This window comes from Methylobacterium sp. 275MFSha3.1 (genome assembly GCF_900108435.1).
Taxonomy (GTDB): domain Bacteria; phylum Pseudomonadota; class Alphaproteobacteria; order Rhizobiales; family Beijerinckiaceae; genus Methylobacterium.
The window spans coordinates 117,653-141,892 of sequence record NZ_FNWP01000005.1; the positions used below are offsets into that span (position 1 = coordinate 117,653).

At 71.9% G+C, this 24,240-nt stretch carries 23 protein-coding genes; 12 read left to right on the forward strand and 11 right to left on the reverse strand.

What is annotated here, in order from left to right:
* Positions 1-16: 16 nt before the first annotated feature.
* From BLW78_RS06950 to BLW78_RS06970, 5 genes are all read right to left on the reverse strand, one after another.
* Positions 17-1,069: a DUF4167 domain-containing protein gene (locus BLW78_RS06950; RefSeq protein ID WP_091677939.1), complete on the reverse strand. Its 1,053-nt coding sequence runs from the start codon at positions 1,067-1,069 to the stop codon at positions 17-19.
* 420 nt (positions 1,070-1,489) lie between these two features.
* Positions 1,490-2,389 (reverse strand): peptide chain release factor N(5)-glutamine methyltransferase, encoded by a 900-nt coding sequence (gene prmC, locus BLW78_RS06955; RefSeq protein WP_091677941.1) that lies wholly within the window; start codon positions 2,387-2,389, stop codon positions 1,490-1,492.
* Positions 2,390-2,397: 8 nt separating this feature from the next.
* Positions 2,398-3,483 carry a peptide chain release factor 1 gene (gene prfA / locus BLW78_RS06960; RefSeq protein ID WP_056521837.1) on the reverse strand — a complete coding sequence of 362 codons (1,086 nt, stop codon included), beginning with the start codon at positions 3,481-3,483 and terminating at the stop codon, positions 2,398-2,400.
* Between the two features lie 221 nt (positions 3,484-3,704).
* Positions 3,705-5,966: a phosphoenolpyruvate--protein phosphotransferase gene (gene ptsP, locus BLW78_RS06965; RefSeq protein WP_020091506.1), complete on the reverse strand. Its 2,262-nt coding sequence runs from the start codon at positions 5,964-5,966 to the stop codon at positions 3,705-3,707.
* A 186-nt stretch (positions 5,967-6,152) separates the two neighbouring features.
* A complete protein-coding gene (locus tag BLW78_RS06970; RefSeq protein WP_091677944.1) occupies positions 6,153-7,388 on the reverse strand; it encodes an aspartate kinase in 1,236 nt (411 codons plus the stop codon).
* Between the two features lie 226 nt (positions 7,389-7,614).
* Between BLW78_RS06970 and ubiG the strand changes: the two genes are divergently transcribed.
* The 6 genes from ubiG to BLW78_RS07000 all read left to right on the forward strand — a co-directional run bounded on the left by ubiG (position 7,615) and on the right by BLW78_RS07000 (position 11,808).
* Positions 7,615-8,376, forward strand: a complete 762-nt coding sequence (ubiG, locus tag BLW78_RS06975; protein ID WP_091677946.1) for a bifunctional 2-polyprenyl-6-hydroxyphenol methylase/3-demethylubiquinol 3-O-methyltransferase UbiG — start codon at positions 7,615-7,617, stop codon at positions 8,374-8,376.
* Positions 8,377-8,422: 46 nt separating this feature from the next.
* Positions 8,423-8,995, forward strand: a complete 573-nt coding sequence (locus BLW78_RS06980) for a YbhB/YbcL family Raf kinase inhibitor-like protein (RefSeq protein WP_091677949.1) — start codon at positions 8,423-8,425, stop codon at positions 8,993-8,995.
* 133 nt (positions 8,996-9,128) lie between these two features.
* Complete coding sequence (locus tag BLW78_RS06985; RefSeq protein WP_091677951.1) at positions 9,129-9,749, forward strand: PAS domain-containing protein; 621 nt, start codon at positions 9,129-9,131, stop codon at positions 9,747-9,749.
* Between the two features lie 175 nt (positions 9,750-9,924).
* Positions 9,925-10,050 (forward strand): type B 50S ribosomal protein L36, encoded by a 126-nt coding sequence (gene ykgO / locus BLW78_RS06990; RefSeq protein WP_003601867.1) that lies wholly within the window; start codon positions 9,925-9,927, stop codon positions 10,048-10,050.
* Between the two features lie 133 nt (positions 10,051-10,183).
* A complete protein-coding gene (locus tag BLW78_RS06995; RefSeq protein WP_091677954.1) occupies positions 10,184-10,795 on the forward strand; it encodes a tetratricopeptide repeat protein in 612 nt (203 codons plus the stop codon).
* On the forward strand, positions 10,792-11,808 hold the full coding sequence (locus BLW78_RS07000) for an alpha/beta fold hydrolase (RefSeq protein WP_091677957.1): 1,017 nt from the start codon (positions 10,792-10,794) through the stop codon (positions 11,806-11,808). Before BLW78_RS06995 ends, BLW78_RS07000 begins: the two co-directional genes overlap by 4 nt.
* A gap of 36 nt (positions 11,809-11,844) precedes the next feature.
* Here BLW78_RS07000 and pyk read toward each other — a convergent pair whose 3' ends face one another.
* The 3 genes from pyk to BLW78_RS07015 form a co-directional block, all read right to left on the reverse strand.
* A complete protein-coding gene (gene pyk / locus BLW78_RS07005) occupies positions 11,845-13,281 on the reverse strand; it encodes a pyruvate kinase (protein ID WP_056521857.1) in 1,437 nt (478 codons plus the stop codon).
* Positions 13,282-13,420: 139 nt separating this feature from the next.
* A complete protein-coding gene (locus BLW78_RS07010) occupies positions 13,421-13,903 on the reverse strand; it encodes a DUF1036 domain-containing protein (RefSeq protein ID WP_026604677.1) in 483 nt (160 codons plus the stop codon).
* Positions 13,869-15,188 carry a glycerate kinase type-2 family protein gene (locus tag BLW78_RS07015; protein WP_091677959.1) on the reverse strand — a complete coding sequence of 440 codons (1,320 nt, stop codon included), beginning with the start codon at positions 15,186-15,188 and terminating at the stop codon, positions 13,869-13,871. Before BLW78_RS07015 ends, BLW78_RS07010 begins: the two co-directional genes overlap by 35 nt.
* 190 nt (positions 15,189-15,378) lie before the next feature.
* Between BLW78_RS07015 and BLW78_RS07020 the strand changes: the two genes are divergently transcribed.
* The 3 genes from BLW78_RS07020 to BLW78_RS07030 all read left to right on the forward strand — a co-directional run bounded on the left by BLW78_RS07020 (position 15,379) and on the right by BLW78_RS07030 (position 16,923).
* Positions 15,379-16,143, forward strand: coding sequence for an N-formylglutamate amidohydrolase (locus BLW78_RS07020; protein WP_091677962.1), 765 nt, complete (start codon positions 15,379-15,381; stop codon positions 16,141-16,143).
* 62 nt (positions 16,144-16,205) lie between these two features.
* Positions 16,206-16,514 (forward strand): DUF1244 domain-containing protein, encoded by a 309-nt coding sequence (locus BLW78_RS07025; protein WP_091677964.1) that lies wholly within the window; start codon positions 16,206-16,208, stop codon positions 16,512-16,514.
* 130 nt (positions 16,515-16,644) lie between these two features.
* Entirely contained in the window at positions 16,645-16,923 is a 279-nt protein-coding gene (locus tag BLW78_RS07030) for a DUF2312 domain-containing protein (RefSeq protein WP_026604676.1), read from the forward strand.
* Positions 16,924-17,283: 360 nt separating this feature from the next.
* Here BLW78_RS07030 and BLW78_RS07035 read toward each other — a convergent pair whose 3' ends face one another.
* Positions 17,284-18,321 carry an aspartate-semialdehyde dehydrogenase gene (locus tag BLW78_RS07035; RefSeq protein WP_020091495.1) on the reverse strand — a complete coding sequence of 346 codons (1,038 nt, stop codon included), beginning with the start codon at positions 18,319-18,321 and terminating at the stop codon, positions 17,284-17,286.
* A 361-nt stretch (positions 18,322-18,682) separates the two neighbouring features.
* Between BLW78_RS07035 and BLW78_RS07040 the strand changes: the two genes are divergently transcribed.
* From BLW78_RS07040 to BLW78_RS07050, 3 genes are all read left to right on the forward strand, one after another.
* Complete coding sequence (locus tag BLW78_RS07040; RefSeq protein WP_091677967.1) at positions 18,683-19,486, forward strand: hypothetical protein; 804 nt, start codon at positions 18,683-18,685, stop codon at positions 19,484-19,486.
* A 136-nt stretch (positions 19,487-19,622) separates the two neighbouring features.
* Positions 19,623-20,045 (forward strand): hypothetical protein, encoded by a 423-nt coding sequence (locus tag BLW78_RS07045; protein ID WP_020091493.1) that lies wholly within the window; start codon positions 19,623-19,625, stop codon positions 20,043-20,045.
* A 157-nt stretch (positions 20,046-20,202) separates the two neighbouring features.
* Positions 20,203-21,822, forward strand: a complete 1,620-nt coding sequence (locus BLW78_RS07050) for a gamma-glutamyltransferase family protein (RefSeq protein WP_091677971.1) — start codon at positions 20,203-20,205, stop codon at positions 21,820-21,822.
* 4 nt (positions 21,823-21,826) lie between these two features.
* Here the strand turns inward: BLW78_RS07050 and BLW78_RS07055 are convergent, their stop codons facing one another.
* A complete protein-coding gene (locus BLW78_RS07055) occupies positions 21,827-22,795 on the reverse strand; it encodes a hypothetical protein (RefSeq protein ID WP_091677974.1) in 969 nt (322 codons plus the stop codon).
* Between the two features lie 75 nt (positions 22,796-22,870).
* Positions 22,871-24,229 carry a DUF817 family protein gene (locus BLW78_RS32160; protein ID WP_091677976.1) on the reverse strand — a complete coding sequence of 453 codons (1,359 nt, stop codon included), beginning with the start codon at positions 24,227-24,229 and terminating at the stop codon, positions 22,871-22,873.
* Between the last annotated feature and the right edge of the window lie 11 nt (positions 24,230-24,240).

Here is a 24,240-nt window from a genome sequence, read left to right on the forward strand (position 1 = left end):
CATCCGCGATGTCGGATCACTCGGTCGGCACGTCCGCCGCCGGCGTGGTCGCGCCGCCCTCGTCAGCGGCGCTCTCGAAGCGCGGGCGCCGACGGCGGCGGGGCTTGGCGGCCGGAGCCTCGTCGGCCGCCGCCTCGGGCTCGGGAGCGCTCGACGGCTCGACCGCGGGCGCGGGGCGCGCGGGCGCCATCAGGAAGGCCGGCAGGCCCGTAGGCTCCTCGGCCTCCGCGGCGGGCGCGGTCTCGCGGCGGCGCTCGCGGCGCGGTGCGGCCTCGGCGCGGGGGGCCCGCTCCGGGCGAGCCTCGGGACGGGCCTCCTGCCGGGCCTCGGCGCGCGGGGCATCGCCGCGCCCGTTGTCGTAGCGGCCCTGGTCGCCGCGATTGTCCTGACGGTTGTCCGGACGCGCGTCCTGGCGGCCATCCTGCCGGTTGTCCGGACGGTCCTGGCGATCCGGCCGGCCTTCGTGCCGCTCCTGGCGGTAGTCCGGACGGCCGTAATCCTGACGATCCTGACGATCCTGCCGGTTCTCCTGGCGATAATCCTGACGCTGGTAGTCCTGGCGCTGATAATCCTGACGCGGCTGGTCCTGGCGCCGGTAGTCCTGACGGCCGTTGTTGTCGAACCGGCGCTGGTCGCGGTTCTGGAACCGGTCGCGGCCCTGGCGGCCGTCCTGATTCCCGTCCGGACGGCTCTCGTAGGGCTGCGGCTGCTGGCCGGGATCGTTGTCGTCGTAGCCGTTATAGGCGTGACCGTTCTGCGACCCGCCATTGCCCTGGGCGTCGTCGTCGCCCTCGTCCATGTCGTCGTCGTAGGGACGACTGGCATAGCCACCGGTGTTAGCCGGTCGATTCTGGTCCTGCGCACCGGAGACAATACGGAAGTAGTGCTCGCCGTGCTGAAAGTAGTTTTCGGCGGCGACCGGATCGCCGGCGGCAAGGGCATCCCGCGCGAGCTGCGCGTACTTGTCGGCGATGTGCTGCGCGGTGCCGCGGATTTTGACGTCGGGACCGTTGGATTCGTAGGAGCGCGTCAGCGGATTCGGACCCTTCGGCCGGTTCCGGCCGCGCATCCGTCGATTCTGGTTTGGTCTCATCGGTCTGTTATGACCCTCGTTCACGCAAACGACTGTCTACGGAGGCGCCCGGGCGGATCTCGTGGCGCGAACCGGCCAAGCGCATCCGGCGGCGCCGCGCGTGGGACCGCTCTTCGGTCCGCGCGTCTGCCTGACCACCCCTCGAACCGGGCGCCCGGTGAAGGCCGCCGATCCTCAGTCGATTGTCAGGTTCGAATGTGTCGTCCCGCCGCGCTGGCACCGGCGCGTTCTGGTTCGACGAGTTAGGGGGATCAGCGAACCAATCGGCGACCCATGGTCACCACCGACCTTACAGCCGTCCGTCTTAACGGACGGTTCGCGATCTTCAAGCCGACTCTAGCGTTCCCCGGTTGATGCAACAAGCAATTTTTCGGTGCCGGGATGGTCGACTCAGACTTAGGCATCCCTGTGGCCGGATAAAAGACCCTCCGGCCGGTCGAAACACAGGACTCGGTCATGACCGGCAAGATCGCGGGTCAGCCCGCGCTCGCGATAGCCGGCGGCGCGCGCGAGCTCCGTGACGGCCGCCGCCTGATCGTAGCCGATCTCGAGCACGAGCAGGCCGCCCGGGGCGAGACGCGCGCCCGCGCCGTCCAGGATCCGCCGGTAGGCGTCGAGTCCGTCGGTGCCGCCGTCGAGGGCGGCCTCCGGGTCGTGGCCGCGGACCTCGCGCGCCAGGGTCGCGATCACGGCGCGGGCGATGTAGGGCGGGTTCGAGACCACGAGGTCGAAGCGGCCGCGCAGGGCGTCGCACCAGTCGCCGGCGACGAAGCGCGCCCGGTCGTCGACGGCGTTCAAGACGGCGTTGTCCCGGGCGACGCGCAGGGCCCCCTCGGAGCGGTCGAGCCCGACGCCGGTGGCCCGCGGCCGCTCGGACAGGAGGGCCGTCAGGATGCAGCCCGTCCCGGTCCCGAGGTCCAGGCAGCGGAGCGGCGCGGCGCGCTCGGGCAGCGCCGCCAGCGCGACCTCGACCAGGATCTCGGTGTCCGGGCGCGGCACGAGCGTGTCGGGGCCCAGCCGGAACGGCAGGCCCCAGAACTCCCAGGCGCCGAGGATGCGGGCGACCGGCTCGCCGGCGAGCCGCCGGGTCAGCGCCGCCGCGAGGGCGGCCGCACCCGCCGCGCCGACGCGGCGATCTCCCTCGATCAGCAGGTCGCGGGTCTCCAGGCCGAGGAGGCCGAGAAGCAGGAACCGGGCATCGCCCGCCGCCTCGGCGACGCCACCGGCGTGCAGGCGCGCCGTCAGCGCGCGCAGCGCCTCGCGGCGGGTCAGGTCCTGCATCGCGTCCGGCGTCACGGCGCGGATCAGGCCATGCCCTCGGCGGCCAGCAATTCCGCCTGGTGCTCGGTGATGAGGGCGTCCACCACCTCGTCGAGGGCGGTCCCGGCCATCACCTCCTCGAGCTTGTAGAGGGTCAGGTTGATCCGGTGGTCGGTCACGCGGCCCTGCGGGAAGTTGTAGGTCCGGATCCGCTCGCTGCGGTCGCCGGAGCCGACCTGCGCCTTGCGGTCGGCCGCCCGGGCCGAATCCTTGGCGCTGCGCTCGGCGTCGTAGAGCCGCGCCCGCAGGAGCGCCATGGCACGGGCCCGGTTCTTGTGCTGCGACCGCTCCTCCTGGACGAAGACCACGATGCCGGTCGGCAGGTGCGTGATCCGGATCGCCGATTCCGTCTTGTTGACGTGCTGGCCGCCCGCGCCCTGGGCCCGCATCGTGTCGATCTTCAGGTCCGCGTCGTTGACGTGGATGTCGACCTCCTCGGCCTCCGGGAGCACCGCGACGGTGGCGGCGGAGGTGTGGATCCGACCCTGCGTCTCGGTGTCGGGCACGCGCTGGACCCGGTGGGCGCCGCTCTCGAACTTGAGGCGGGCGAACACACCCCGGCCCTTCACCTCGGCCACGACCTCGCGGAAGCCGCCGACCGTGCCCTCGCTCTCGGAGATCACCTCGACCCGCCAGCCCTTCGACTCGGCGTACTTCGCGTACATCCGGAACAGGTCGCCGGCGAACAGCGCGGCCTCGTCGCCGCCGGTCCCGGCGCGGACCTCCAGGATCGCGCTCTTCTCGTCGGCGGCGTCCTTGGGCAGGAGCAGCAGCTGGAGGTCCCGGTGGGCGGCCTCGAGCGCCTCCTGCGCCTCCGGCTTCTCCTCGGCGGCGAGGGCCCGCATCTCCGGATCCGTGCCGGGCTCGTCGATCAGGGCCTCGACGCCCGCGAGGTTCTCCAGGGCGGCGCGGTAGGCGCGGATCGCCGCCACGACCGGGTCGAGGTCGGACAGCTCGCGGGAGAGCTGGACCACCGTCTCGGGATCGATCTCGCCGGAGGCGAGCTGCGCGGTGACGATGTCGTGCCGCGCCAGGATGGCGTCGAGGCGCTCGGTGGGAAAGGGGATCATCGCCCGTGTTTCTGCAGGTCTGCGCGTGCGGTTGCGGGCCGGGCGCGCGTCTCGTCCTGCGGGACGGAGCTGCGTGGCTTGGAGGGTGTAGGACCCGGCAGGACGTCCCCCAAATCCACGCCTCGTCCGTCCGAGAGCGGAAGCCGCGGCGCGTCGACCGAAATCGTCGTGGCGTTGCCGTACAACCCCGGCCGAATGTTCGGCAAGGGTCGCGTTCGCGCTTAGATAGGGATGCCGTGCGCGTGCGCGAAGGCCGTCAGCGCCGGGCGCAGGGAATCGCCGTCGTGCATCCGCGCCATCTCGGCGTCGATCAGCGCGGCGATCGCGGCCGCGTCGAGGCTCAGCACCATCGCCTTGACCGGGCCGATGGCGGCCGGCGACATCGACAGCTGTCGGTAGCCGAGGCCGATCAACGCCATGGCGTCGAGGGGCCGGCCGCCGATCTCGCCGCACACCGTCACCGGGCAGGAGGCCGCGTTGGCCCGCTCGGCGATCAGACGGAACGCGCGGAGCGCCGCGACGCTCAGCGGATCGAACCGGTCGGCGACCCGCCGGTTCTCGCGGTCCACCGCGAACAGGAACTGCATCAGGTCGTTCGAGCCGACCGAGAGGAAGTCGGCCTCCTTGGCGATCTCGTCGATCTGGAACAGGAGCGACGGCACCTCGATCATCGCGCCGAGGCGGCAATCGGTCGGGAGCCGGTAGCCGTGGCGCTTGAGGTAGGCCTTCTCGCGCTCGACGATGCCGCGGGCGCGCACGAACTCGTCCACCGTGGCGACCATCGGGAACATGATCTTGAGCGGGTCGCCGTCGGCGGCCTTCAGGAGGGCGCGCAGCTGCATGCGCAGCAGCGCCGGCCGGTCGAGGCCGATGCGGATCGCCCGCCAGCCCAGCGCCGGGTTCTCCTCCTCGAGCTTGGCCATGTAGGGCAGGATCTTGTCGCCGCCGATGTCGAGGGTGCGGACCGTGACGGACTTGCCGGCCGAGGCCGCGAAGACCTTGCGGTACAGCTCCTCCTGCTCAGCCGCCGACGGCATGCGCTGCGCCACCATGAACTGCAGCTCGGTGCGGAACAGGCCGACGCCCTCGGCCCCCGTCTCCTGCAGGTGGCTGAAATCCACCAGCAGGCCGGCGTTGAGGTGCAGGCCGACGCGCACGCCGTCGCGGGTCTGGGCCGGGACGTCGCGCAGCGCCCGGTACTGCTCCTGCCGGCGGGCGCGCAGACGCACCATCTCGGCGTAAGCGGCCTCGACCTCGGGACCGGGCCGGACATGGATCTCGCCGGCCACGCCGTCGACGATGATCGCGTCGCCGGCGTCGCACAGGGCGGTGGCGTTCTCGACCTCGCCCACAGCCGGGATGCCGAGCGCCCGGGCGACGATGGCGACGTGGCTGGTCGGACCGCCCTCCTCCAGGACGATTCCGCGCAGGGTCGAGGCCTCGTAGTCCAGGAGCGCCGCCGGCCCCATGGTGCGCGCCACGAGGATGGCGTTCTCGGGCAGCACCAGGGCGCCGGCCGCCTCGGGGCCGATGAGCGTGCGCAGGACGCGATTGGCGAGGTCGTCGAGATCGTGCAGCCGCTCGCGCAGGTACGGATCCGATTGCCGCATCATCCGGGCGCGGTTGTCCGACTGGACCCGCTCGACCGCGGCCTCCGCGGTCAGGCCCGAGCCCACGGCCTCGCGCATCCGGCGGAGCCAGCCCTTGTCGTGGGCGAACATCCGGACGGTCTCGAGAACTTCGCGGGACTCCGCCGTGCCGATCCGGTCGCCGCGCTCCACCAGGGCGTCGATCGCCGAGCGGACCTCCTCGATCGCCGCGTCGAGGCGCGCGACCTCGCGCTCGACGTTCTCGGCGATCAGCGTCTTCACGACGACGCGGGGCTCGTGCAGCACCACATAGCCGAGGCCGATGCCGTCCGCGAGGGCGATGCCCCGGGCCAGGACCGGGCGGCGGGCCGCGGTGCCGGCGTCCGGCGCGAGCCCCTCCAGCTCGCCCGAGGCGATCATCTCCGAGAGCACCATGGCGGTGGTCTGGAGCGCCTCGATCTCCTCCTCGGAGTAGACGCGGTAGGTCTTGTTCTGGACCGTCAGGACGCCGAGCGTGTTGCCGGCGCGCAGCAGCGGCACGCCCAGGAAGGCGTGGTAGGCCTCCTCGCCCGTCTCAGGCCGGTACGAGAAGGCCGGGTGGTTCTGGGCGTCCGAGAGCGAGAGCGGCTCCGCCGTGCGCGCGATGAGGCCGACGAGGCCCTCGTCGGTGCGCATGCGGGTCTGGTGCACCGCCTCGCGGTTCAGACCTTCCGTGGCGAACAGCTCGAGGGTGTTGTCGTCGCGCAGCACGTAGACCGAGCAGACCTCGGCCACCACGTTGGCGGCGATCAGGACGACGATGCGGTCGAGGCGCGCCTGGGGGCTGACCGGCTCCGCCATCGCTTCGCGGAGGCGGCGCAGCAGCAGGCGCGGGCCTCCGGGCGCAGCGGGCATCGGTTCGTCGTTCCAGCGTCGGTGAGCGGCCTTGGCGTCGACCACCCTGCAACCTTGGCGCCAGACCCGGGACGGCCGGCGCCGGATGGACCGGGTCGCTGGTCCCAGAGGCGTTCTGGGATCGGCGGATCGGCCCGTGACTGTTCAGTTCACACCACGCGCCCCGCTCGAACCCGCGTCCCAGGCTCAGGCCTGATCCAGGCCGTATAGCGAGTGAAGCGTGCGCACGGCAAGCTCCGTATAGGCGGCGTCGATCAGCACGGAGAACTTGATCTCCGAGGTGGTGATCGCGCGGATGTTGATGCCCTTCTCGGCGAGCGCCCGGAACGCCTTGGCGGCGACGCCCGCGTGGCTGCGCATCCCGACGCCGATCGCCGACACCTTCACCACGTCGGTGGCGCCCTCGATCTGCGCGTAGCCGATCTGCGCGCGGGCCTCGTCGAGGATCTTCCGGGCCCGCTCGTACTCGGCGGACGGCACCGTGAAGGTCATGTCGGTGGTCGACTGGTCGCCCGACACGGTCTGGATGATCATGTCCACGTTGATGTTGGCATCCGCCAGCGGCCCGAAGATCGCGGCGGCGACGCCCGGGCTGTCCTTGACCTTGCGCAGGGTGATCTGCGCCTCGTCCCGGGAGAAGGCGATCCCGGTGATGATCTGCTGTTCCACGATGTCGTCCTCGTCGCAGATGAGGGTGCCCGGGCGCGCGGCGTCCGGCGGATCGAAGGAGGACCGGACCGTGGTCGGCACCCGGTGGACCATGGCGAGCTCCACCGAGCGGACCTGCAGCACCTTGGCGCCCAGCGAGGCCATCTCCAGCATCTCCTCGAAGGTGACCCGCTCCATGCGACGGGCCTTCGGGACGATGCGCGGATCGGTGGTGTAGACGCCGTCGACGTCCGTGTAGATGTCGCAGCGCTCGGCCCCGATCGCGGCCGCAACGGCCACCGCGGAGGTGTCGGAGCCGCCGCGGCCGAGCGTCGTGACGCGGCCGGTCTCGTCGTGGACGCCCTGGAAGCCGGCGATGACCGCGACCTCTCCCTTGGCGAAGCCCGCCTCGAGATTCTTCGGGTCGATGTCGGCGATGCGGGCCGAGCCGTGCGCGTTCGACGTCACGACCGGGATCTGCCAGCCCTGCCAGGAGCGGGCCTTGAGCCCGTCCTTCTGCAGGGCGATCGCCAGGAGGCCGGCGGTGACGAGCTCGCCGGACGCCACGACGGCGTCGTACTCGCGCGGATCGTAGATCGGGTTCGCGTCCTTGACCCAGTCGACCAGTTCGTTGGTCTTGCCCGACATGGCGGACACGATCACGGCGACGTCGTAGCCAGCCGCCACCTCGCGGGCGACGTGGCGCGCCACGTTGCGGATGCGGTCGACGTTGGCGACGGAGGTGCCGCCGAATTTCATCACCAGACGGGGCATGGTCTCTCGGTCGCGGGTTCCCGGTGGCGATTGGACGGGCCGCTGCAGCCCCGTCCGGACGGTGCCCGGCGGGTACAAGCGGCCCGGAGGAGTGTCAACAACCGGCCAAGCATGGCGCCCGCGCGCCGCGGCGACGTCCGGGCGATCGCCGTGCTAGAGCGCGGTCTCGACGCGGCCACGACGCCGCGCGGCGGATCCCACCCGCCGGCATGAGGACGGAACACGCATGGACAGGTCAGCCACGGACCGGGTCACGGAAGGGTTCGTCGACCGCGGCGAGGTCGCGCGCTTCGACGCGCTCGCAGCCACGTGGTGGGACGAGACCGGCCCGATGCGCGTCCTGCACCGGTTCAATCCGGTGCGGCTCACCTACATCCGCGACGCCCTCTGCCGCAGGTTCGGCCGCGACCCGAAGGCGCCCTTCCCCCTCGACGGGCTGACGATCTGCGACGTCGGCTGCGGCGGCGGCGTCCTCTCGGAGCCGCTGGCCCGGCTCGGCGCCCGGGTGACCGGCCTCGACCCGGCCGAGCAGAACGTCGCGGTGGCCCGGGCCCACGCCGAGGCGGCCGGGGTGCCGGTGGATTACCGCGGGCAGACGATCGAGGCGGTGGTCGCCGGCGGCGAGACCTTCGACGCGGTGCTGATCATGGAGGTCGTCGAGCACGTCTCCGACATGCCGGCCTTCGTGCGGACCGCCTGCGCGGCGGTGAAGCCCGACGGAATGCTGTTCGGAGCCACCCTCAACCGCACGCTGCGCTCCTTCGCGCTCGCCATCGTCGGGGCCGAGTACGTGCTCGGCTGGCTCCCGCGCGGCACGCACGACTGGGAGAAGTTCGTGACGCCGGACGAGCTCGCCCGCGCGATCCGGGCCGGCGGCCTCGACGTCACCGACACGGTCGGCGTCGTCTACAATCCGCTGACGGACGGGTGGCGCACCAGCCGCGACAAGGCGGTGAACTACATGGTCGCGGCCGAGCGGTCGGCGTGAACGGGTCGCGTCCTCCGCCGTTGCCATCGCGGCGGAGGAGGCGGCGATGCTCGAGAATATTCCCGGTGTGCTCGGCGAGGCGCTGTCGGGGCTGAAGGCGGGCCTGGAGAAGACGACGTCCCGCGCGGACTTCCCCGACGTGCCCGAGACCGTGACGCTGTCGAGCCCGGCCTTCGCCGACGGGGCGGACCTGCCCGCGCGCTTCACGGCCGACGGCGCGGGCGTGTCGCCGCCCCTCGCCTGGAGCGGGCTGCCGGCGGGTACCGCCGCCCTCGTCCTCCTCGTGGAGGATGCGGGCAGCCCGACGCCCCGGCCGCTGGTCCATCTCATCGCCTGGTCGGTCCCGCCGGAGCCTGCCGGCCTGCCGGAGGGCGCGCTGCCGGGGACCGGCCACGCGGGCACCGTCGAGGCCGTGGGCCGGAACAGCTTCCTGCGCGCGGAGTGGCTGCCGCCGGACCCGCCGACCGGCCACGGGCCTCACCCGTACCTCTTCCAGATCTACGCGCTGCGGCAGCCCCTCGCCCTCGCCGAGGCGCCGGGCCGCGGCGCGCTGATCGAGGCTATGCGCGGTCAGGTCCTCGCGAAGGGGATATTGACCGGCGTTTACCATCGTCCCTGATCCGGCCGATACCGGTGCGATACAGCTCAGCCCTGCAGAACTCGCGCGTTGTGCCGCATTCGTGATCTCAGTATTGTGTCGACCAACGAAGCGGTCTGGGCAGACCGCCTGAAAATGGCTGGAGATCGAGCCTGTGGGCGTCGGCGTGCGCACGAAGCGGCGGGGCGGCAGCAGTGTGGCGCGCGCGCTCGCTGTGTCGGATGTCGGGACTTGGACCTGGCACATCGCCGACGATGTTCTGCGGTGCGACCCCGTCGCCGCGACGATGCTGGGCCTGCCCAGGACGAAAAGCGGCAGCGGCACGACCTTCGGAAGCTTCCTGGACCGCATCCACCCGGAGGATCAGCGTCGGATCGCGTCGACCCTCGATGACCTCCGCCGGCAGGGCGGCCTTTACATCGCGCAGTACCGGACCGTCCCGGAGCCGGGCGAGGTCCGGTGGATCCTCGCGCGCGGCCGCTTCATCCTCGACGCGCAGGGCGGCGTCAGCGAGGCCCACGGGATCGTCATCGACGTGACCGAGTGCGGCCGCGACGGCTTCCTCGACGAATCCGCCTTCTGCGCCACCGACGTGGCGGCCGGCGGCATCGACCGGGTCGCCGAGATGGCCCTGGCCCTCTACAACGCCGCCGAGGACGGCCTGCCCCAGCCGGGGTTCGAGCGCCTGAAGCCGCTGCTCGACGTGCTGCTGCACGAGATCGGCCGGCAGCTCGTGCTGGCACCGGCGGTGCCGGATCTCGACAGGGTTCACTGAGCCGCCCCCTCCGCCCGATGCCTGTCGCGCCTTGCCTTCCGGGGGCGAATCCTGATATGGCCGCGCCATCCCGCGATGCGTGAGCCGTGATCGCCGGACGCGACCCCGCGTCCAGCCTCGTGACCACGTTCCCGACACCCTACACAACGGACGGCCCTCCGGGCTCGAGAGACCCATGAAGATCCGCAACTCCCTCAAGTCCCTGCGTGGCCGCCACCGCGACAACCAGCTCGTGCGCCGCAAGGGCCGGGTCTACGTGATCAACAAGACCCAGAAGCGCTTCAAGGCCCGCCAGGGCTGAGGCCGCCCGGTCAGGCCGGGTCGGACGACGATCGACGTTGGGACGGCCGTACCCGAAGGGGCGCGGCCGTTTCCGCATGCGCGCGGCACCGCGGCACGTTGACGGATCCCGGACCGGCGCACAGTCTGGCCGCATGACGCCGACCCGCCTCCTCGCCGCCCTGGTCTGCCTGTCGGCCCTCGCCCTGGACATCCCGGCGGCGCGGGCGGCCCCGGAGGCCGGGCGTCCCGGCCGCGCCGCCCCCGAGGGGAAGCCGGCGCCCAAGCCGCCGAGCCTCGACGACCTGTTCGCCCGCCTGCGCGCCAGCGAGGACCCGGCCGAGGCCAAGGGCATCGCCCGGCTGATCGAGCGGCGCATGGCCGGGTCGGGCAGCCCGACCGCCGACCTCCTCACCGACCGCGCCCGTCAGGCGGTCACCGCACACGACTTCCCCCTGGCGGCCGAGCTGATGGACCGCGTCACCGCCCTCGAACCGAACTGGTCGGAGGGCTGGAATCGGCGCGCGACGGTGTTCTGGCTCCTGTCCGACAAGGACGACGCCCTGGCGGACCTGCAGCGGGCCCTGGTGCTGGAGCCGCGCCACTTCGAGGCCTGGGCCGCGATGGGCCGGATCTACGAATCGCTCGACGACAAGGCGCGGGCGCTCGCCGCCTTCCGGCGGGCGCGGTCGCTCTACCCGCAGATGGAGAAGATCGGCGAGGCGATCAACCGCCTCACTCCGGAGGTCGACGGCCGCGACCTGTGAGCCGGGTGACCGCCGTCCTCCTCACCCTCCTGGCCCTGCCCCTCGCCCTCGCCGGGCTCGTCCTCGCGGCCGGCGCGCTGGCGACGCTGGTCATCACCCTGTGGGTCGGCGCAGCCAACCCGCCGGCCGGCCCGTTCGTGGCGGTGACCGGCGGCCGGCTCGCGACCCTGCAGGACGGACCGGCCGACGGGCCGCCCGTCGTGCTCCTGCACGGCGCCTCGGCCAACGCGTCGGATCCGATGGAGGGGATCGGCCGCCGGCTCGCGGCGCGGGGTTTCCGGGTCATCGCGTTCGACCGGCCGGGCTTCGGCTGGAGCGACCGGATCGGCGGCGGCGACGCCGCACCCCCGGCCGCGCAGGCCGCCCTGATCGCCGAGGCGCTGGAACGGATGGGTGTCGGCCCGGCGCTCGTCTTCGGCCATTCCTGGGCCGGCGCCCTCGCCCTGGCCCTCGCCCTGGGCCACCCGGACAGGGTCTCGGCCCTCGCCCTCGCGGCGCCGGTGGCGATGCCCATGCCGGACCGGATGCCCGATCTGCCGTGGTACTGGCGGCTCGCCGTGACCCCGCCGGTGGCGTGGCTGCTCAGCCGGACGGTCGGGCCGCCCATCGCGCGACACTTCCTGCCCGAGGCGGCGCGCCGGGTCTTCCAGCCGCAACCGCCGCGGGCGGATTACCCGGACTTGGCGCGGTCGGACCTGGTCCTGCGGCCCGGAACGCTCCTCGCCAACGTCCAGGACCTGCTCGGCCTGCCGCGTGCCCTCGCGACACAGAGCCCGCGCTACGGCGCGATCCGCGTGCCCACCCTGGTGATCTCCGGCGAGGCGGACCCGATCGTCCGCGCCGACACGCAGGCGGTGCCGCTGGCCCGCGCGATCCCCGGCGCGCGGCTGGTTCTGCTGCCGGGCATCGGCCACATGCTCCAGTACGTCGCCGCCGATCGAGTCGCCGAGGAGGTCGCCCGGCTGGCCGGCGCGACGGGCGCGGCCGGTCCGGAGTCGGCCGTCGCGCACTGACGCGCCGGCCGGTCCCGCTCTCCTATCCGGGTGCGGTCACGCCTTCTCGGCGTGCTCGCGGGTGATGAAGGTCAGCCGCACGAGGTTGGTGGCGCCCGGCGTGCCGAACGGCAGGCCGGCCACGACGATCACCCGGTCCCCCACGGCGGCGAACTTCTCGCGCACCGCGAACTTGGCGGCGCGGAACGACATGTCGTCCACGTCGCTCGCGTCCTTGGTGACGATCGGGTGCGTGCCCCAGGCCAGGGCGAGGCGGCGGGCGGTCTCGCGCCGCGGCGTCAGCGCGATCACGGTGGCGTTCGGGCGCTCGCGCGACAGGCGCAGGGCCGTCGAGCCGGAATTGGTCCAGGCCATGATCGCGTCGAGGCTCAGCGCGTCGACCATCTGGTGCGCCGCCGCCGCGATGGCGTCGGCGGCCGTCTCGTCGGGGGTCGCGCTCTGCGCCCGGATGATCGACCAGTAGATCGCGTCCCGCTCCACCTGCTCGGCGATGCGGTTCATGGTCTCCACCGCCCCGATCGGGTGGGCGCCCGAGGCGCTCTCCGCGGAGAGCATCACGGCGTCCGCCCCTTCGTAGACCGCCGTGGCGACGTCGGAGACCTCGGCCCGGGTCGGCACCGGCGCGGTGATCATGGATTCGAGCATCTGGGTGGCGACGACCACCGGCTTGCCGTAGCGCCGGGCGCCGCGGGTGATGCGCTTCTGCACGCCCGGCACCTGCTCCAGGGGCATCTCCACGCCAAGGTCACCGCGGGCGACCATCAGCCCGTCGGAGATCTCGATGATCTCGTCGAGGCGCGCCAGCGCCTGCGGCTTCTCGATCTTGGCCATCACCAGGGCGCGGCCGGCGCAGACCTTCTTCACCTCAGCCACGTCCTCGGGCCGCTGGACGAACGAGACGGCGATCCAGTCGGCGCCGGCGTTCAGGCCGGCATCGAGGTCGGCCCGGTCCTTGTCGGTCATCGCCGGCACCGGGATCACGGTGTGCGGCAGGGACACGCCCTTCCGGTTCGAGATCCGGCCGCCGACCTCGACGCGGGTCACGGCCCGGTTGTGCGCGGTCTCGAGCACGGTCAGCCGCAGCTTGCCGTCGTCGACCAGGATGGCGTGGCCCGGCTCCAGCGCCTCGAGGATCTCCGGATGCGGCAGGTGGCAGCGCGCGGCGTCGCCAGGGGTCGGGTCGCCGTCGAGCACGAAGGTGGCACCGGCCTCGATCATCGCGGCGCCCTCCGCGAAGGTGCCGAGCCGCAGCTTGGGTCCCTGCAGGTCGACCAGGATGCCGATCGGCCGCTTGGCCTCGCGCTCGATGGTGCGGATCGCCTCCACCTTCTCGGGCAGCTTCTCGCGCGGCAGGTGGCTCATGTTGAGCCGGAATACGTCGACGCCCGCGCGGAACAGCCGCTCGATCATCTCCGGCGAATCGGAGGCCGGACCGAGGGTGGCGACGATCTTCGTGCGGCGTGACCGTTTCAAGCGTATTTCCTCCGTGTTCTCGTTGCCGCGCGGCGTCGAGCGCCGGCGGTTGAAAGATCTGGCTCAGGGAGCGCAGATCGGCTGTGAGCATCTCGGGCCGGACAGCGTCAAGACCGCAGTCTCGGCCGCCGCCTTCACATTACGGTTTCGCCGGCGCGTCCGGCCGGTTCGGATCCGTGAGCTGGATGGTCCAGCTCTTCTGCTCGCCGGTGTCGACTTCGAAGAAGCCGTTGCGGTCGTAGCCGCGGGCGAGACAATCCTCGATGCCGCGAATCGTGAACTCCGAATCGCGGGTGCACATCAGCGAACGGCCGCTCCACTCGCCGCCGCGCGTGTAGTCGACCGCGAAGACGTAGTAGAACCGCGCCGCCAGCGCGCCCTTGAGCAGCGTCTCGCAGGCCTTCGGCGCCAGATCCCACCAGCCCTCCGTCACCCAGCCCTGGGGATCGCGGTAGCCCAGCGAGATCCCGACCTTGCTGGCGGTCTGGTTGCACAGGCGCAGGTCCGCCCGGGCGGGGCTCGCGCCGAGGAGCGCGAGGCCGAGGACCGTGACTGCCGGGAGGAGCTGAGCCGCCGAGACGCGAGAGCTAATTGACGAGGATGATGCGGCAGTCGTTGACATTGGTACAGGTCGGACCGGGGTTCACGAGGTCGCCGAGGGCCGCGAAGAAGGCGGTGGAGTCGTTCTGCTCCAGCATCGCGGCCGGGTCGAGGCCGGCGGCCCGGGCCCGTTCGAGGGTCGTGGGGTCGACGAGGCCGCCCGCCGGGTCGGTGGCGAGGCCCCGCCCGCCGTCGGTTCCGTCGGTGTCGGCGCTGATGCCGAAGATGCCGGGCTCGCCGTCGAGCGCGACCGCCAGCGCCAGGGCGTATTCCTGGTTCGGGCCGCCATGGCCCTCGCCGCGGATGGTGACGGTGAGTTCGCCGCCGGAGATCAGCGCGACGCGCTTGCCGGCCGCCTTGTGGCGCTTGGCCTCAGCCGCGTGCTCGGCCGCGACCTCGCGGGCCTCGCCCTCTAGGTCGGCGCCCAGGAGGATCGGCTCGTAGCCGGCCGCGCGGGCCGCCTCGGCGGCGGCGTTCAGGGCGTCGATCGGCCGGGCGATGATGCGATACTCGGCGCGGGCGAAGGCGGGATCGCCGGCCTTCGGCGTCTCGTTGTTGGGGTCGTTCAGGAGGCGCACCGCCTCCTCGGGCAGCGGGATGCCGCGCTTCTCGCAGATGGCCCGGGCATCGGCCAGGGTCGACGGATCGGGCACGGTCGGCCCGGAGGCGATCACCGCCGGATCGTCGAAGGGCACGTCGGAGATCGCCAGCGTCAGGACGCGCCGGGCATTGCGGGCCGCGAGGGCCAGGCGGCCGCCCTTGATCCGCGAGATGTGCTTGCGCACCGTGTTGATCTCGCCGATCGGCGCGCCGGAGCGGAGCATCGCCCGGGTGATCGCCTGCTTCTCGATCAGCGTCAGGTCGCCGGCGGGGGCGATCCAGTTGGCCGAGCCGCCGCCCGAGAGCAGCACCAGGACCTCGTCGTCGGGCCCGGCCTCGGTGGCGAGCCGCAGCGCTTCGCGGGTCGCCGAGATGCCGGCCTCGTCGGGGACTGGGTGGCCCGCCTCGACCATGTGGATCCCCGGCGCTTCCTGCCCGTAGCCGTGGCGCGCCACCGCGAGGCCGACGATCCGGTCGTCACCCAGCCCGTGCTTCTGCCGGTAGAAGCGGCTCGCCACGGCGCTCATGCTGCCCGCGGCCTTGCCGGCGGCCAGGATGATCAGGCGGCCCGGGCTCGGCTCCGGCAGGTGCGGCGGCAGGCAGAGATCCGGATGGGCGGCGCGGATCGCGGCCGTGAGGATCGAATCGAGGAGCGCGCGCTGGTCCCAGGTGGCCGCGTCGGTGACGGGCGGAACGGTGTCGGTCATGGCGTCGAACGGGCTCCTCTCTCCATTGTGTCGCGCGATCCCCGCCCGTTTCTTCCCTGGGCGGCGGGCCCGTTTCTTGCCGTGAGCGCACGATCCTTGATAGGTGATCTGCCCGAGCGGCCGCGCGACGGCAAGCGCCATCGGTGCCCTCGCACAGATCTGAAGACCTCTCTGAAGACCTCGGAGCCCCGTGACCCGTCCGGAGACACAATCGGCCGTTCCGCCCGCGCATCCCTGCGAGATCATTCCCGGCGACCCCGCCTGCGGCCTCGTCATCGCCTGCGACCACGCCTCGAACTTCGTGCCGCCGGACATCGCGCTCGGCGTGCCCGCGTCGGAATACGCCCGGCACATCGCCTACGACATCGGCGCGGCGGCGGTGACGCGGAGCCTCGCGGCGCAGCTCGGCGCCCCGGCGATCCTGACGAACTTCTCCCGCCTCATCATCGACCCGAATCGCGGGCGCGCCGATCCGACCCTGGTGATGCGCCTGTCCGACGGCGCCGTCGTGCCGGGCAATGCCCGGATCGACGAGGCCGGCAAGCAGGCCCGGATCGCGCGGTTCTACGTGCCGTTCGACGCGGCCATCGACGACGCGATCGCCGCCGCCCAGGCTGCGGGCCGGCCGCCCGTGCTCCTGACCATGCACAGCTTCACGCCCTACTGGCGCGGAATCGCGCGGCCCTGGCAGGTCGGCATCCTGTACGACCGGGACGACCGCTTCGCCCGCCCGCTGATCCGCGCGCTGGAGGCCGATCCGGCCGGGCTCACCGTCGGCGACAACGCGCCCTACGGCGGCGGCCTGCCGGGCGACACGATCGACCGCCACGCCACGGCGCGGGGCCTCGCGAACGCCTTGGTTGAGATCCGCCAGGACCTGATCGCGGGGGCGGACGGCCAGGCGGAGTGGGCGGCGCGCTTCGCCCGCGTGCTGCGCCCGCTGCTCGCGGCTTGATCTCCGCCGGGCCGACCCCGAAATCGGGTGTGGCCCGCCCGACCCGAAGAGAGTTGCGACCGATGAGCGAGATCGATCCCAGGACCCAGACGGAACTCGAGGCCGCGGTCTTCCGCCGCCTCGTCGCGCATCTGCGCAACCGGACGGACGTGCAGAACATCGACCTGATGAACCTGGCGGGCTTCTGCCGGAACTGCCTGTCGAACTGGCTGAAGGACGCCGCCGACGAGACGGGCGTCGCGCTGACCAAGGACGCGAGCCGCGAGGCGGTCTACGGGATGCCCTACGCCGAGTGGAAGGCGCGCTTCCAGACGGAGGCGAGTGCGGAGCAGCAGGCGGGCTTCTCGGCCGCGCAGGCCAAGGACCATTGATTAAGGACCATTGATGCGGCGGCCGGACGGCGGCGAATCGGCTAAGCTTCCGGTAAGGCGCGCCCGTTAACCACGGGTCCAGGGCGCAATTGCGCCGTGCATTCGGGAGAGCCCCATGAACGCCCATTCGATGCCCACCGCCGCGCAGCGGCCCGGCGGCGACGTCTCGTCGGCCGAGGGTGTGGCCGCCGACGAGCTGAAGCAGTTCATCGAGCGCCTGGAGCGTCTCGAGGAAGAGAAGGCCGGCATCATGGGCGACATCAAGGAGGTGTTCGCCGAGCTGAAGGGCCGGGGCTTCGACGCGAAGGCCGTCCGGACGATCCTGCGCATCCGCAAGCAGGACCACAGCGAGCGCCAGGAGCAGGAGGCGATCCTCGAGCTCTACATGCAGGCCCTCGGCATGGCGTAGCCGGAACGGGCGGCGAGAAGGCCGCCCGGTCCGCGCCTGCCGCATCCGACGGAGCCGCACAGCGGTGTTCGACGAGGCGACGGTCGGTAACAGCGATCGGGCGTCGGTGAACCGCCCCCCGGCCCGCTTCGGGCCGTCGATGACCGGGATGGTCGCGGCGCTCAAGGGGCTGCCGCGAAGCCTCTTGGCGTTGAAGAGCCGGACCCGAGCACGCAGTGCGGACACGCCGCGGACGGAAGGTCCGCGCCACCGATCCGCGTCACGATCCCGAGCCGTGACGGACGCGTGACGGATCCTCGGGACCGTGTCCCGAGGATCCGCCGGACAGAGCCCCCTCCCCCAGCGGGAGAGGAAACAGTCTCAGGCGGCGCGCTTGGCGCGGTTCAGCAGCTTGCGGTTGACCAGCACCTCGGCGATCTGGATCGCGTTGAGGGCCGCGCCCTTGCGCAGGTTGTCCGAGACACACCAGAAGTTCAGGCCGTTCTCCACCGTCGCGTCCTCGCGGATGCGCGAGATGTAGGTCGCGTCCTCGCCGGCCGCCTCGTGGGGGGTCATGTAGCCGCCGTTCTCGCGCTTATCGATCACCAGCACGCCGGGGGCGGCGCGCAGGATCTCGGTCGCCTTCTCGGCCGTGAGCGGCTGCTCGAACTCGACGTTCACCGATTCCGCGTGACCGATGAAGACCGGCACGCGGACGGCGGTCGCCGTCAGCTTGATCTTCGGGTCGAGCATCTTCTTGGTCTCGGCGACCATCTTCCACTCTTCCTTCGTGTAGCCATCCTCCATGAACACGTCGATGTGAGGGATGACGTTGAAGGCGATGCGCTTCGTGAACTTGCCGCCCTGCTTGATCTCGCCGGCGGTGAACACGGCGCGGGTCTGATTGAACAGCTCGTCCATCGCCTCCTTGCCGGCGCCGGAGACCGACTGGTAGGTCGACACGACGACGCGCTTGATCGTGGCCGCCTCGTGGAGGGGCTTGAGCGCGACGACCAGCTGGGCGGTCGAGCAGTTCGGGTTGGCGATGATGTTGCGCTTGGTGAAGCCCACCACCGCGTCGGCGTTCACCTCGGGCACGATCAGCGGCACGTCGGCGTCGTAGCGGAACGCCGACGAGTTATCGATGACCACGCAGCCCTGCTGGCCAATGCGGGGCGACCACTCCTTCGACGCCTCGCCGCCGGCCGACATCAGGCAGATGTCGGTGTCGGAGAAGTCGTACGTGTCCAGCGTTTTGACCTTGAGCGTCTTGTCGCCGTAGGAGACTTCCTGACCCTGGCTGCGGCGCGAGGCCAGCGCCACGACCTCGTCGGCGGGGAAAGCCCGCTCGGCCAGGATATCGAGCATCTCGCGGCCCACGTTGCCCGTGGCGCCGACGACGGCGACCTTGTAACCCATCTCTCGTCTCCGCGCGGAAAACCCCGACCGATCCGGGTGCCGCGCCTGTGCCAGTACAATCGGCCGAAGGATCGTTCGTGCCGGACGCGCCCGCCAAACGGGCGCGGCCGCAGACCCCGTCCTCCGCGGAGGTGGGGGCGACGGCCGGGTCGAGCAAGGCGCGCAAGGGCGCGCGCTGTCAAGGCCGCCGACGGCGCAACACTCGATTCACCCTGCCTCCGGAAACCCGGTGACGGCCTCGGGCCGGCAGAGGGAATTCAATCCTTCGGCGCGACGCTGGCGTCCACCCCGCGGCCTCCCGCCGCCACGGAGCACGCCCCTGACCGGAACAGCGCCCCTCGTCGATCGGATCGGGCTCGGCGTGCCGGGCGGCCGGGCCGCGCGCGCGCCGGACGCCCCGGTCTCCCCGGGATCTCTCGGCCTGCGCATCGCCCTCGCCGCGGCGGCGATCGCCGCCCTGTGGGCCGTCCCCCGCTGGCCCGGCGAGACCCCAACCTCCGCGCCCGCGCCGCCGCCGGCCGCGGAGACCGCCTTCGTTCCGTCGGTCCAGGCCTCGCCGGCGCCGCCCGCGGCCTCGGTCGCCCAGTTCGGGCTCGCGGAACCCGGGCTCGATCCGGTGCGCGTGTCCGCCCGCGTCGATCCGCGGACCGGGCTGCGCGAGGACACCCTCATCCGGGGCGACGTCGCGGCGATCGAGGCGCCGGCCCTGCGGGTCCAGCTCACCCGCGGGCCCCGCTCGGGCACACCGCCGACGCTCTTCGTGCTCATGGCCCGGCGCGCCGCGAACGGTCCGGCCCTCGACCGGCCGGCCCTGGCGGTGGCCCGGACCGGCGCCCGCGATCAGATCCGCACGAAGTTCGGTGCGGTCGAGACCCTGGAGGTGACCTTCGCGGGCCCCGCGCAGCGGACCTGCACCGGCTTCGTCACGCGCGACACGGCTTTCCAGCTCGACGGATGGCTCTGCGCGCCCCTCGCGCGCCCGCCGGAGCCGCAGGCCCTCGGCTGCATGCTCGACGCGCTGAGCCTCGTCGACCTCGCCGATGCCGCCACGACGGCGGCCTTCTCGGTCGCGCCCGATCCGGCGGGCGCGTGCCCGGCATCGGCCGCGACAGAGCCTCCCGGGAGGGTCGGATCGTTAATCCGGCGGCCGCAAAATAAAAAATGAGGCCGGAGTGTGGCAAAACGCACAAGCTCAGCCATAAGGGCGGAACAACAGCCTCGCCCAAGCGTCTTATCGTCAAAGGCGGCGAACTGTTAAGCTTCGGTCGCCATACTGATGGCACTCAAGGACAAGGTTGGCCATGCGCTCGCTCAAGATCGCCCTTCTCGGCGTCGTCGCCGCCACCGGCCTCGGCGCTCTGGCCTCCGCGCCCGCCCAGGCTCAGGATGGCTACGTCCCCGGCCCGATCTACCGGGTCAGCCGGCCGCTCCCGATCCGCGTGCGCCCGCGCAGCTGGCTCGATGCCGGCAATGTGCCGCTGACCTCGAACGTTCCGGGCGCCGGCGGCTCGCGCAACCCGGCCCTAAACCCCTACCTGATCGCGGCGTCCAACCAGCTGACCCCGCCCTACGGCCCGACGGACCGCTTCGGCCGCGGCATCCTGCCGGATCCGATCACCAACGGGCCGTTCATCGGCGCCCGCTCCTCGGCGATCCGCAACGTCGACCTCTCCTTCGTCGACCGGCTGGACCCGACCTCGCCGCTCTACGGCCGCCCCTACTGAGCGGCCCGACAAGGCAGCATCACGTTTACGAAGCGCGGGTCCTCGGGCCCGCGTTTTTCGTTGGCGGGCATGCCCGGCCACGCCTTCACCGGGGCCCGATATCCTGTATGCCAAGTGCCGCGGGAGCGCGTGGGCTGCCGAGACCGGGAACTGAGCGATGAAGCCGTTCGACTGGGTGACCGGGTATCCGTCGTTGCGGATGCCGATGTTCGGGCGCAACTGCGTGGCGACCTCGCACGCGCTGGCGGCGCAGGCCGGCATCCAGATGCTCCAGGCCGGCGGCAACGCGGTCGACGCCGCGATCGCCACGGCGGCCGCCAAGACCGTCACCGAGCCGTGCAGCAACGGTCTCGGCTCCGACGCCTTCTGCATCCTGTGGGACGGGAAGGCGCTGCACGGCCTCAACGCTTCCGGCGGGGCGCCGGCCGCCTGGAGCCGGGACTACTTCCTGAAGAAGTACGGCGCCGGCGAGCGGCCGCCGATGCGCGGCTGGGACTCGGTCACCGTGCCAGGCGCGGTCGCCGCCTGGGCGGCGCTGAGCGAGCGCTTCGGCCGCCTCCCCTTCGCCGACCTGATGCAGCCCGCGATCCGCATCGCCGAGCGGGGCTACCTCGCGCCGGTGGTGGTCCAGCAGAAATGGGCGGCCGCGGCCCGGATCGAGGCGATCACCCGCCAGCCGGGCTTCTCTGAGTTCTTCCTGCCGCGGGGCCGGGCGCCGGATGTCGGCGAGCTGGTGACCTTCCCGGGCGCCGAGAAGACCCTTCGACTGATCGGCGAGACCAAGGGCGAGGCCTTCTACCGGGGCGAGATCGCCGAGGCGATCGCCGCGCACGCGCGGGCCAACGGCGGCGCGATGACCGCCGCCGACCTCGCGGCGTTCCGCCCCGAATGGGTCACGCCGACCGCGAAGGACTATCACGGCTACACGCTGCACGAGATCCCGCCGAACGGCCAGGGTATCGCGGCGCAGATCGCGCTGGGCCTCCTCGAGCAGTTCGACCTCGGCGGCCTGCCGGTCGATGGGCCGGAGTCGCAGCACCTGCAGATCGAGGCGATGAAGCTCGCCTTCAGCGACACCTACCGGTACGTCGCCGACCCCCGCGGGATGGAGGTGACGCCGGAGGCCATGCTCGACCCCGCCTACCTCGCGGAGCGCGCCAAGCTGATCGACCGGAACCGCGCCCAGGTCTTCGGGCCGGGCAAGCCGCCCGCGGGCGGCACGATCTACCTCACCGCGGCCGACGAGTCCGGCATGATGGTGAGCTTCATCCAGTCGAACTTCATGGGCTTCGGCTCCGGCGTGGTCGTCCCGGGCTGGGGCATCTCCCTGCAGAATCGCGGCTACGGCTTCGTGCTCGATCCGGAGAGCCCCAACGTGGTGGCGCCCGGCAAGCGCCCGTTCCACACCATCATCCCGGGCTTCCTCACGAAGGACGGAGCCCCGGTGATGAGCTTCGGCGTGATGGGCGGCAACATGCAGCCGCAGGGGCACGTCCAGACGCTGGTGCGGATGATCGATTACGGCCAGAACCCGCAGGCGGCCTGCGACGCGCCGCGGTGGCGGGTGAACGAGGGCCTGGACATCAACGTCGAGGCGGCGATGCCGCGCGCGACCCTGGAGCGCCTGAAGGCCCTCGGCCACGAACTCGAGGTGATCGAGGACAGCTACCAGGATTTCGGCGCCGGCCAGTTCATCTGGCGGATGGGCGATCCAGCCGTCGAGGGCTACGTGGCCGCGAGCGACCCGCGCCGCGACGGGCAGGCCGTAGTCTGGTGACGCGCTACTTGACCTGCACGCTGTCCACCACCTGGCGGAACTTGGCGAGGACGCCGTCGCGCTGATCCTGCCGCACGACGCCGAGGGCGCGGACGTAGCCGTCCGGTGTGAACCGGATGGTCTGCATGACCACAACGGGCTGGTTGGTCGGCTGATCGAGGGCGCGGGCCACGATCTCGTGCCAGTCGACGCCGTTCGAGCGGTAGCTCTGCGCCCGCTCGATGACGAAGTCCTTGAGGGTCTGATTGGACGCCAGGGCGGCGCGGGCGAAGCCGTCCCGCTGCTCGGCCCCGGGCGGCTGCTGCACGGCCTGCGCGAGGACGAGGATCGGCTGTTCCAGATTCTGCATCTGGTCCTTCGGGCCGCTGGTGAGGAGGACCGAGTTGCCGGCCATCACCCGCACGGGCCGGAAGCCCGCCATGTCGGCGATGCGGAAGGGCAGCGCGTCGACCTGCTGGGTCAGCGACAGGGCCGGCCGCAGGGTGACGCCGGTCACCATCTTGCGCATCGAGGCCTCGGTCTCGGCGTCGGGCAGCGCCTGGGCGATGATCAGCCCGGTCACGGTCGGCGTTCCGACCACGAGGATCCACTTCCGGATCGCCGGCGCGGACGAGCCGGGATCGGCGGGCTGCTCACCGGTGTAGAGCATGCCCTCGTTGTCGCCGATCTTGACCTCCTCGCGCTTCTCGACCGCGAAGCCCTGGCTGAGCAGGTTGGCGTCGGTGAAGCCGCTGACGAGCTCCGCGAAGGCGTTCGCCGGCAATTCGACGACCGACACGGTCGCGCCACCCTCTTTCCGCTCGAAGCCCGAGAAGCGCCGCGACAGCGACATGTCGGCGGGCGGGTCGAAGCCGAAGCGCGAGCCCGCGGGATAGACGGGATCGCCGGCCCGGGCAGCCGAGCCGAGGCTGGCCGCCAGCGCGGCTGCGCACAGAACCCGTCCGAGACGCAGCGTCAGGTTGCGCATCCGCATCGAAAACCGGTTCTCCTGGTGGACCCAACTTTGGGTTAGTCCGCACCCGATGGGTCTGCTGGGCGACCTGTTCTGTCAAGCCGGCAACGCGGCGCGCCTGCGTTCACGATGAAGGGAAAGCGCGAGCGCGGCGGCGGCGCCGATCCCGACGCCGTAGGCGAGGAGATTCCACGGCGAGAAGATGGAGCCGAGGAGGAGCTGACCCGGCAAGGTCGTCCGGAAGGCGTCGAGGGCCGGCGTGTGGACGAGCCGGCTGCTCTCGATGAGCGCGGCGGCCGCGAAGGCGGCGATCAGGCAGGCACGCAGGCCCCAGTTGCCGGGTCGCAGGGCCGCGACCAGCAGGAACAGCATCGCCCCCCACAGGATCCCGCCGCCGTAATGGTGGATCGCGAGCGGCAGGCCCCAGTGCGGCACGCGCAGCAGCAGGCCGAGGGCGATCACCGCGGCCACGAGGCCGAGATGGGTCGCGCGGGCCATCGGCAGCTCGCGACGCGCGGGCGCGGCCGGCACGGCCGGCCAAGTCGCGATGCCGTTCACCCGCGCGACCAGCGTGTAGGACACGATCATCAGCAGGAACCAGGACGAGAGCTTGGCCACCGGGACGATGGACCAGTGCTGCCGCTGGTTCGGGTAGAGCCACGTGCCGGACAGCGTGCCGAGATTCTCGGCGAACCAGATGAACAGCGCGACGAGCAGCAGGCCGAGCAGGAGCGGCATGGTGCGGTGCTCCCGCCAGACCTTGAAGTACACGGTCGCGGGGGCGAAGGCCGCGACCGCGACCGCGATGAGTCCGAAACGCAGGTCGATGCCGCGATGATCGATGAGGAAATTGACGTAGATCGCCACCGACAGGACCGCGAGCAGGCGCAGGCTCGGGTGCCGCGTGAACCGGAAATCGAACAGGCGCCAGACGCGGGCGAGGTAGCTGCCGACCGCCGCGTACATGAAGCCCGTGAACAGCGGGACGCCGCCGAGCCGGAACAGGTTCGCCTCCGGGTAGACCCAGCTGCCGATCGCGGTCTTGTGGATCTCCATGGCCGTGCCGATGACATGGAAAACCAGGATCACCCGGGCCTCCGACCACGTCTCCATCCGCAGCCGCAGCATCGCGACCTGGAGCACGAGGGCGGCGAGGAACAGCGCGTCGTACCGGGCGACGGGCGCGTGGGCCGGCCAGACGAGGCGCGTGCCGAGCATGAGCGCCAGGAGCAGGCCGCCGAACAGGCAGGCCCAGCCCTGCTTGAGCCCGAACCGGACGAACTCGTAGAGCCCGGCCGTGACGCGCCCGCGCGCCAGGGCCGCCTCCTGGAGGCGGGCCTCGGCCGCGACGAAGCCGGCGAGCGCCGGCCACTGCGCCGCCGCGCTGACGCGCCCGCCGGGGATCGCCGGCGGCATCGCGGTCGGCACCGGCTCCGGATCTCGCTCGCGCGTCATGGCGTGTCGCG

Bases quoted from the DNA above. Each gene is read 5' to 3' on its own strand.
- BLW78_RS06950 (WP_091677939.1), bottom strand. From the start codon at position 1,069: ATGCGCGGCCGGAACCGGCCGAAGGGTCCGAATCCGCTGACGCGCTCC.
- prfA (WP_056521837.1), bottom strand. From the start codon at position 3,483: ATGATCCCCTTTCCCACCGAGCGCCTCGACGCCATCCTGGCGCGGCAC.
- ptsP (WP_020091506.1), bottom strand. From the start codon at position 5,966: ATGCCCGCTGCGCCCGGAGGCCCGCGCCTGCTGCTGCGCCGCCTCCGC.
- BLW78_RS06970 (WP_091677944.1), bottom strand. From the start codon at position 7,388: ATGCCCCGTCTGGTGATGAAATTCGGCGGCACCTCCGTCGCCAACGTC.
- ubiG (WP_091677946.1), top strand. From the start codon at position 7,615: ATGGACAGGTCAGCCACGGACCGGGTCACGGAAGGGTTCGTCGACCGC.
- BLW78_RS06980 (WP_091677949.1), top strand. From the start codon at position 8,423: ATGCTCGAGAATATTCCCGGTGTGCTCGGCGAGGCGCTGTCGGGGCTG.
- ykgO (WP_003601867.1), top strand. From the start codon at position 9,925: ATGAAGATCCGCAACTCCCTCAAGTCCCTGCGTGGCCGCCACCGCGAC.
- BLW78_RS06995 (WP_091677954.1), top strand. From the start codon at position 10,184: ATGACGCCGACCCGCCTCCTCGCCGCCCTGGTCTGCCTGTCGGCCCTC.
- BLW78_RS07010 (WP_026604677.1), bottom strand. From the start codon at position 13,903: ATGTCAACGACTGCCGCATCATCCTCGTCAATTAGCTCTCGCGTCTCG.
- BLW78_RS07015 (WP_091677959.1), bottom strand. From the start codon at position 15,188: ATGACCGACACCGTTCCGCCCGTCACCGACGCGGCCACCTGGGACCAG.
- BLW78_RS07025 (WP_091677964.1), top strand. From the start codon at position 16,206: ATGAGCGAGATCGATCCCAGGACCCAGACGGAACTCGAGGCCGCGGTC.
- BLW78_RS07030 (WP_026604676.1), top strand. From the start codon at position 16,645: ATGCCCACCGCCGCGCAGCGGCCCGGCGGCGACGTCTCGTCGGCCGAG.
- BLW78_RS07035 (WP_020091495.1), bottom strand. From the start codon at position 18,321: ATGGGTTACAAGGTCGCCGTCGTCGGCGCCACGGGCAACGTGGGCCGC.
- BLW78_RS07045 (WP_020091493.1), top strand. From the start codon at position 19,623: ATGCGCTCGCTCAAGATCGCCCTTCTCGGCGTCGTCGCCGCCACCGGC.
- BLW78_RS07050 (WP_091677971.1), top strand. From the start codon at position 20,203: ATGAAGCCGTTCGACTGGGTGACCGGGTATCCGTCGTTGCGGATGCCG.
- BLW78_RS07055 (WP_091677974.1), bottom strand. From the start codon at position 22,795: ATGCGGATGCGCAACCTGACGCTGCGTCTCGGACGGGTTCTGTGCGCA.
- BLW78_RS32160 (WP_091677976.1), bottom strand. From the start codon at position 24,229: ATGACGCGCGAGCGAGATCCGGAGCCGGTGCCGACCGCGATGCCGCCG.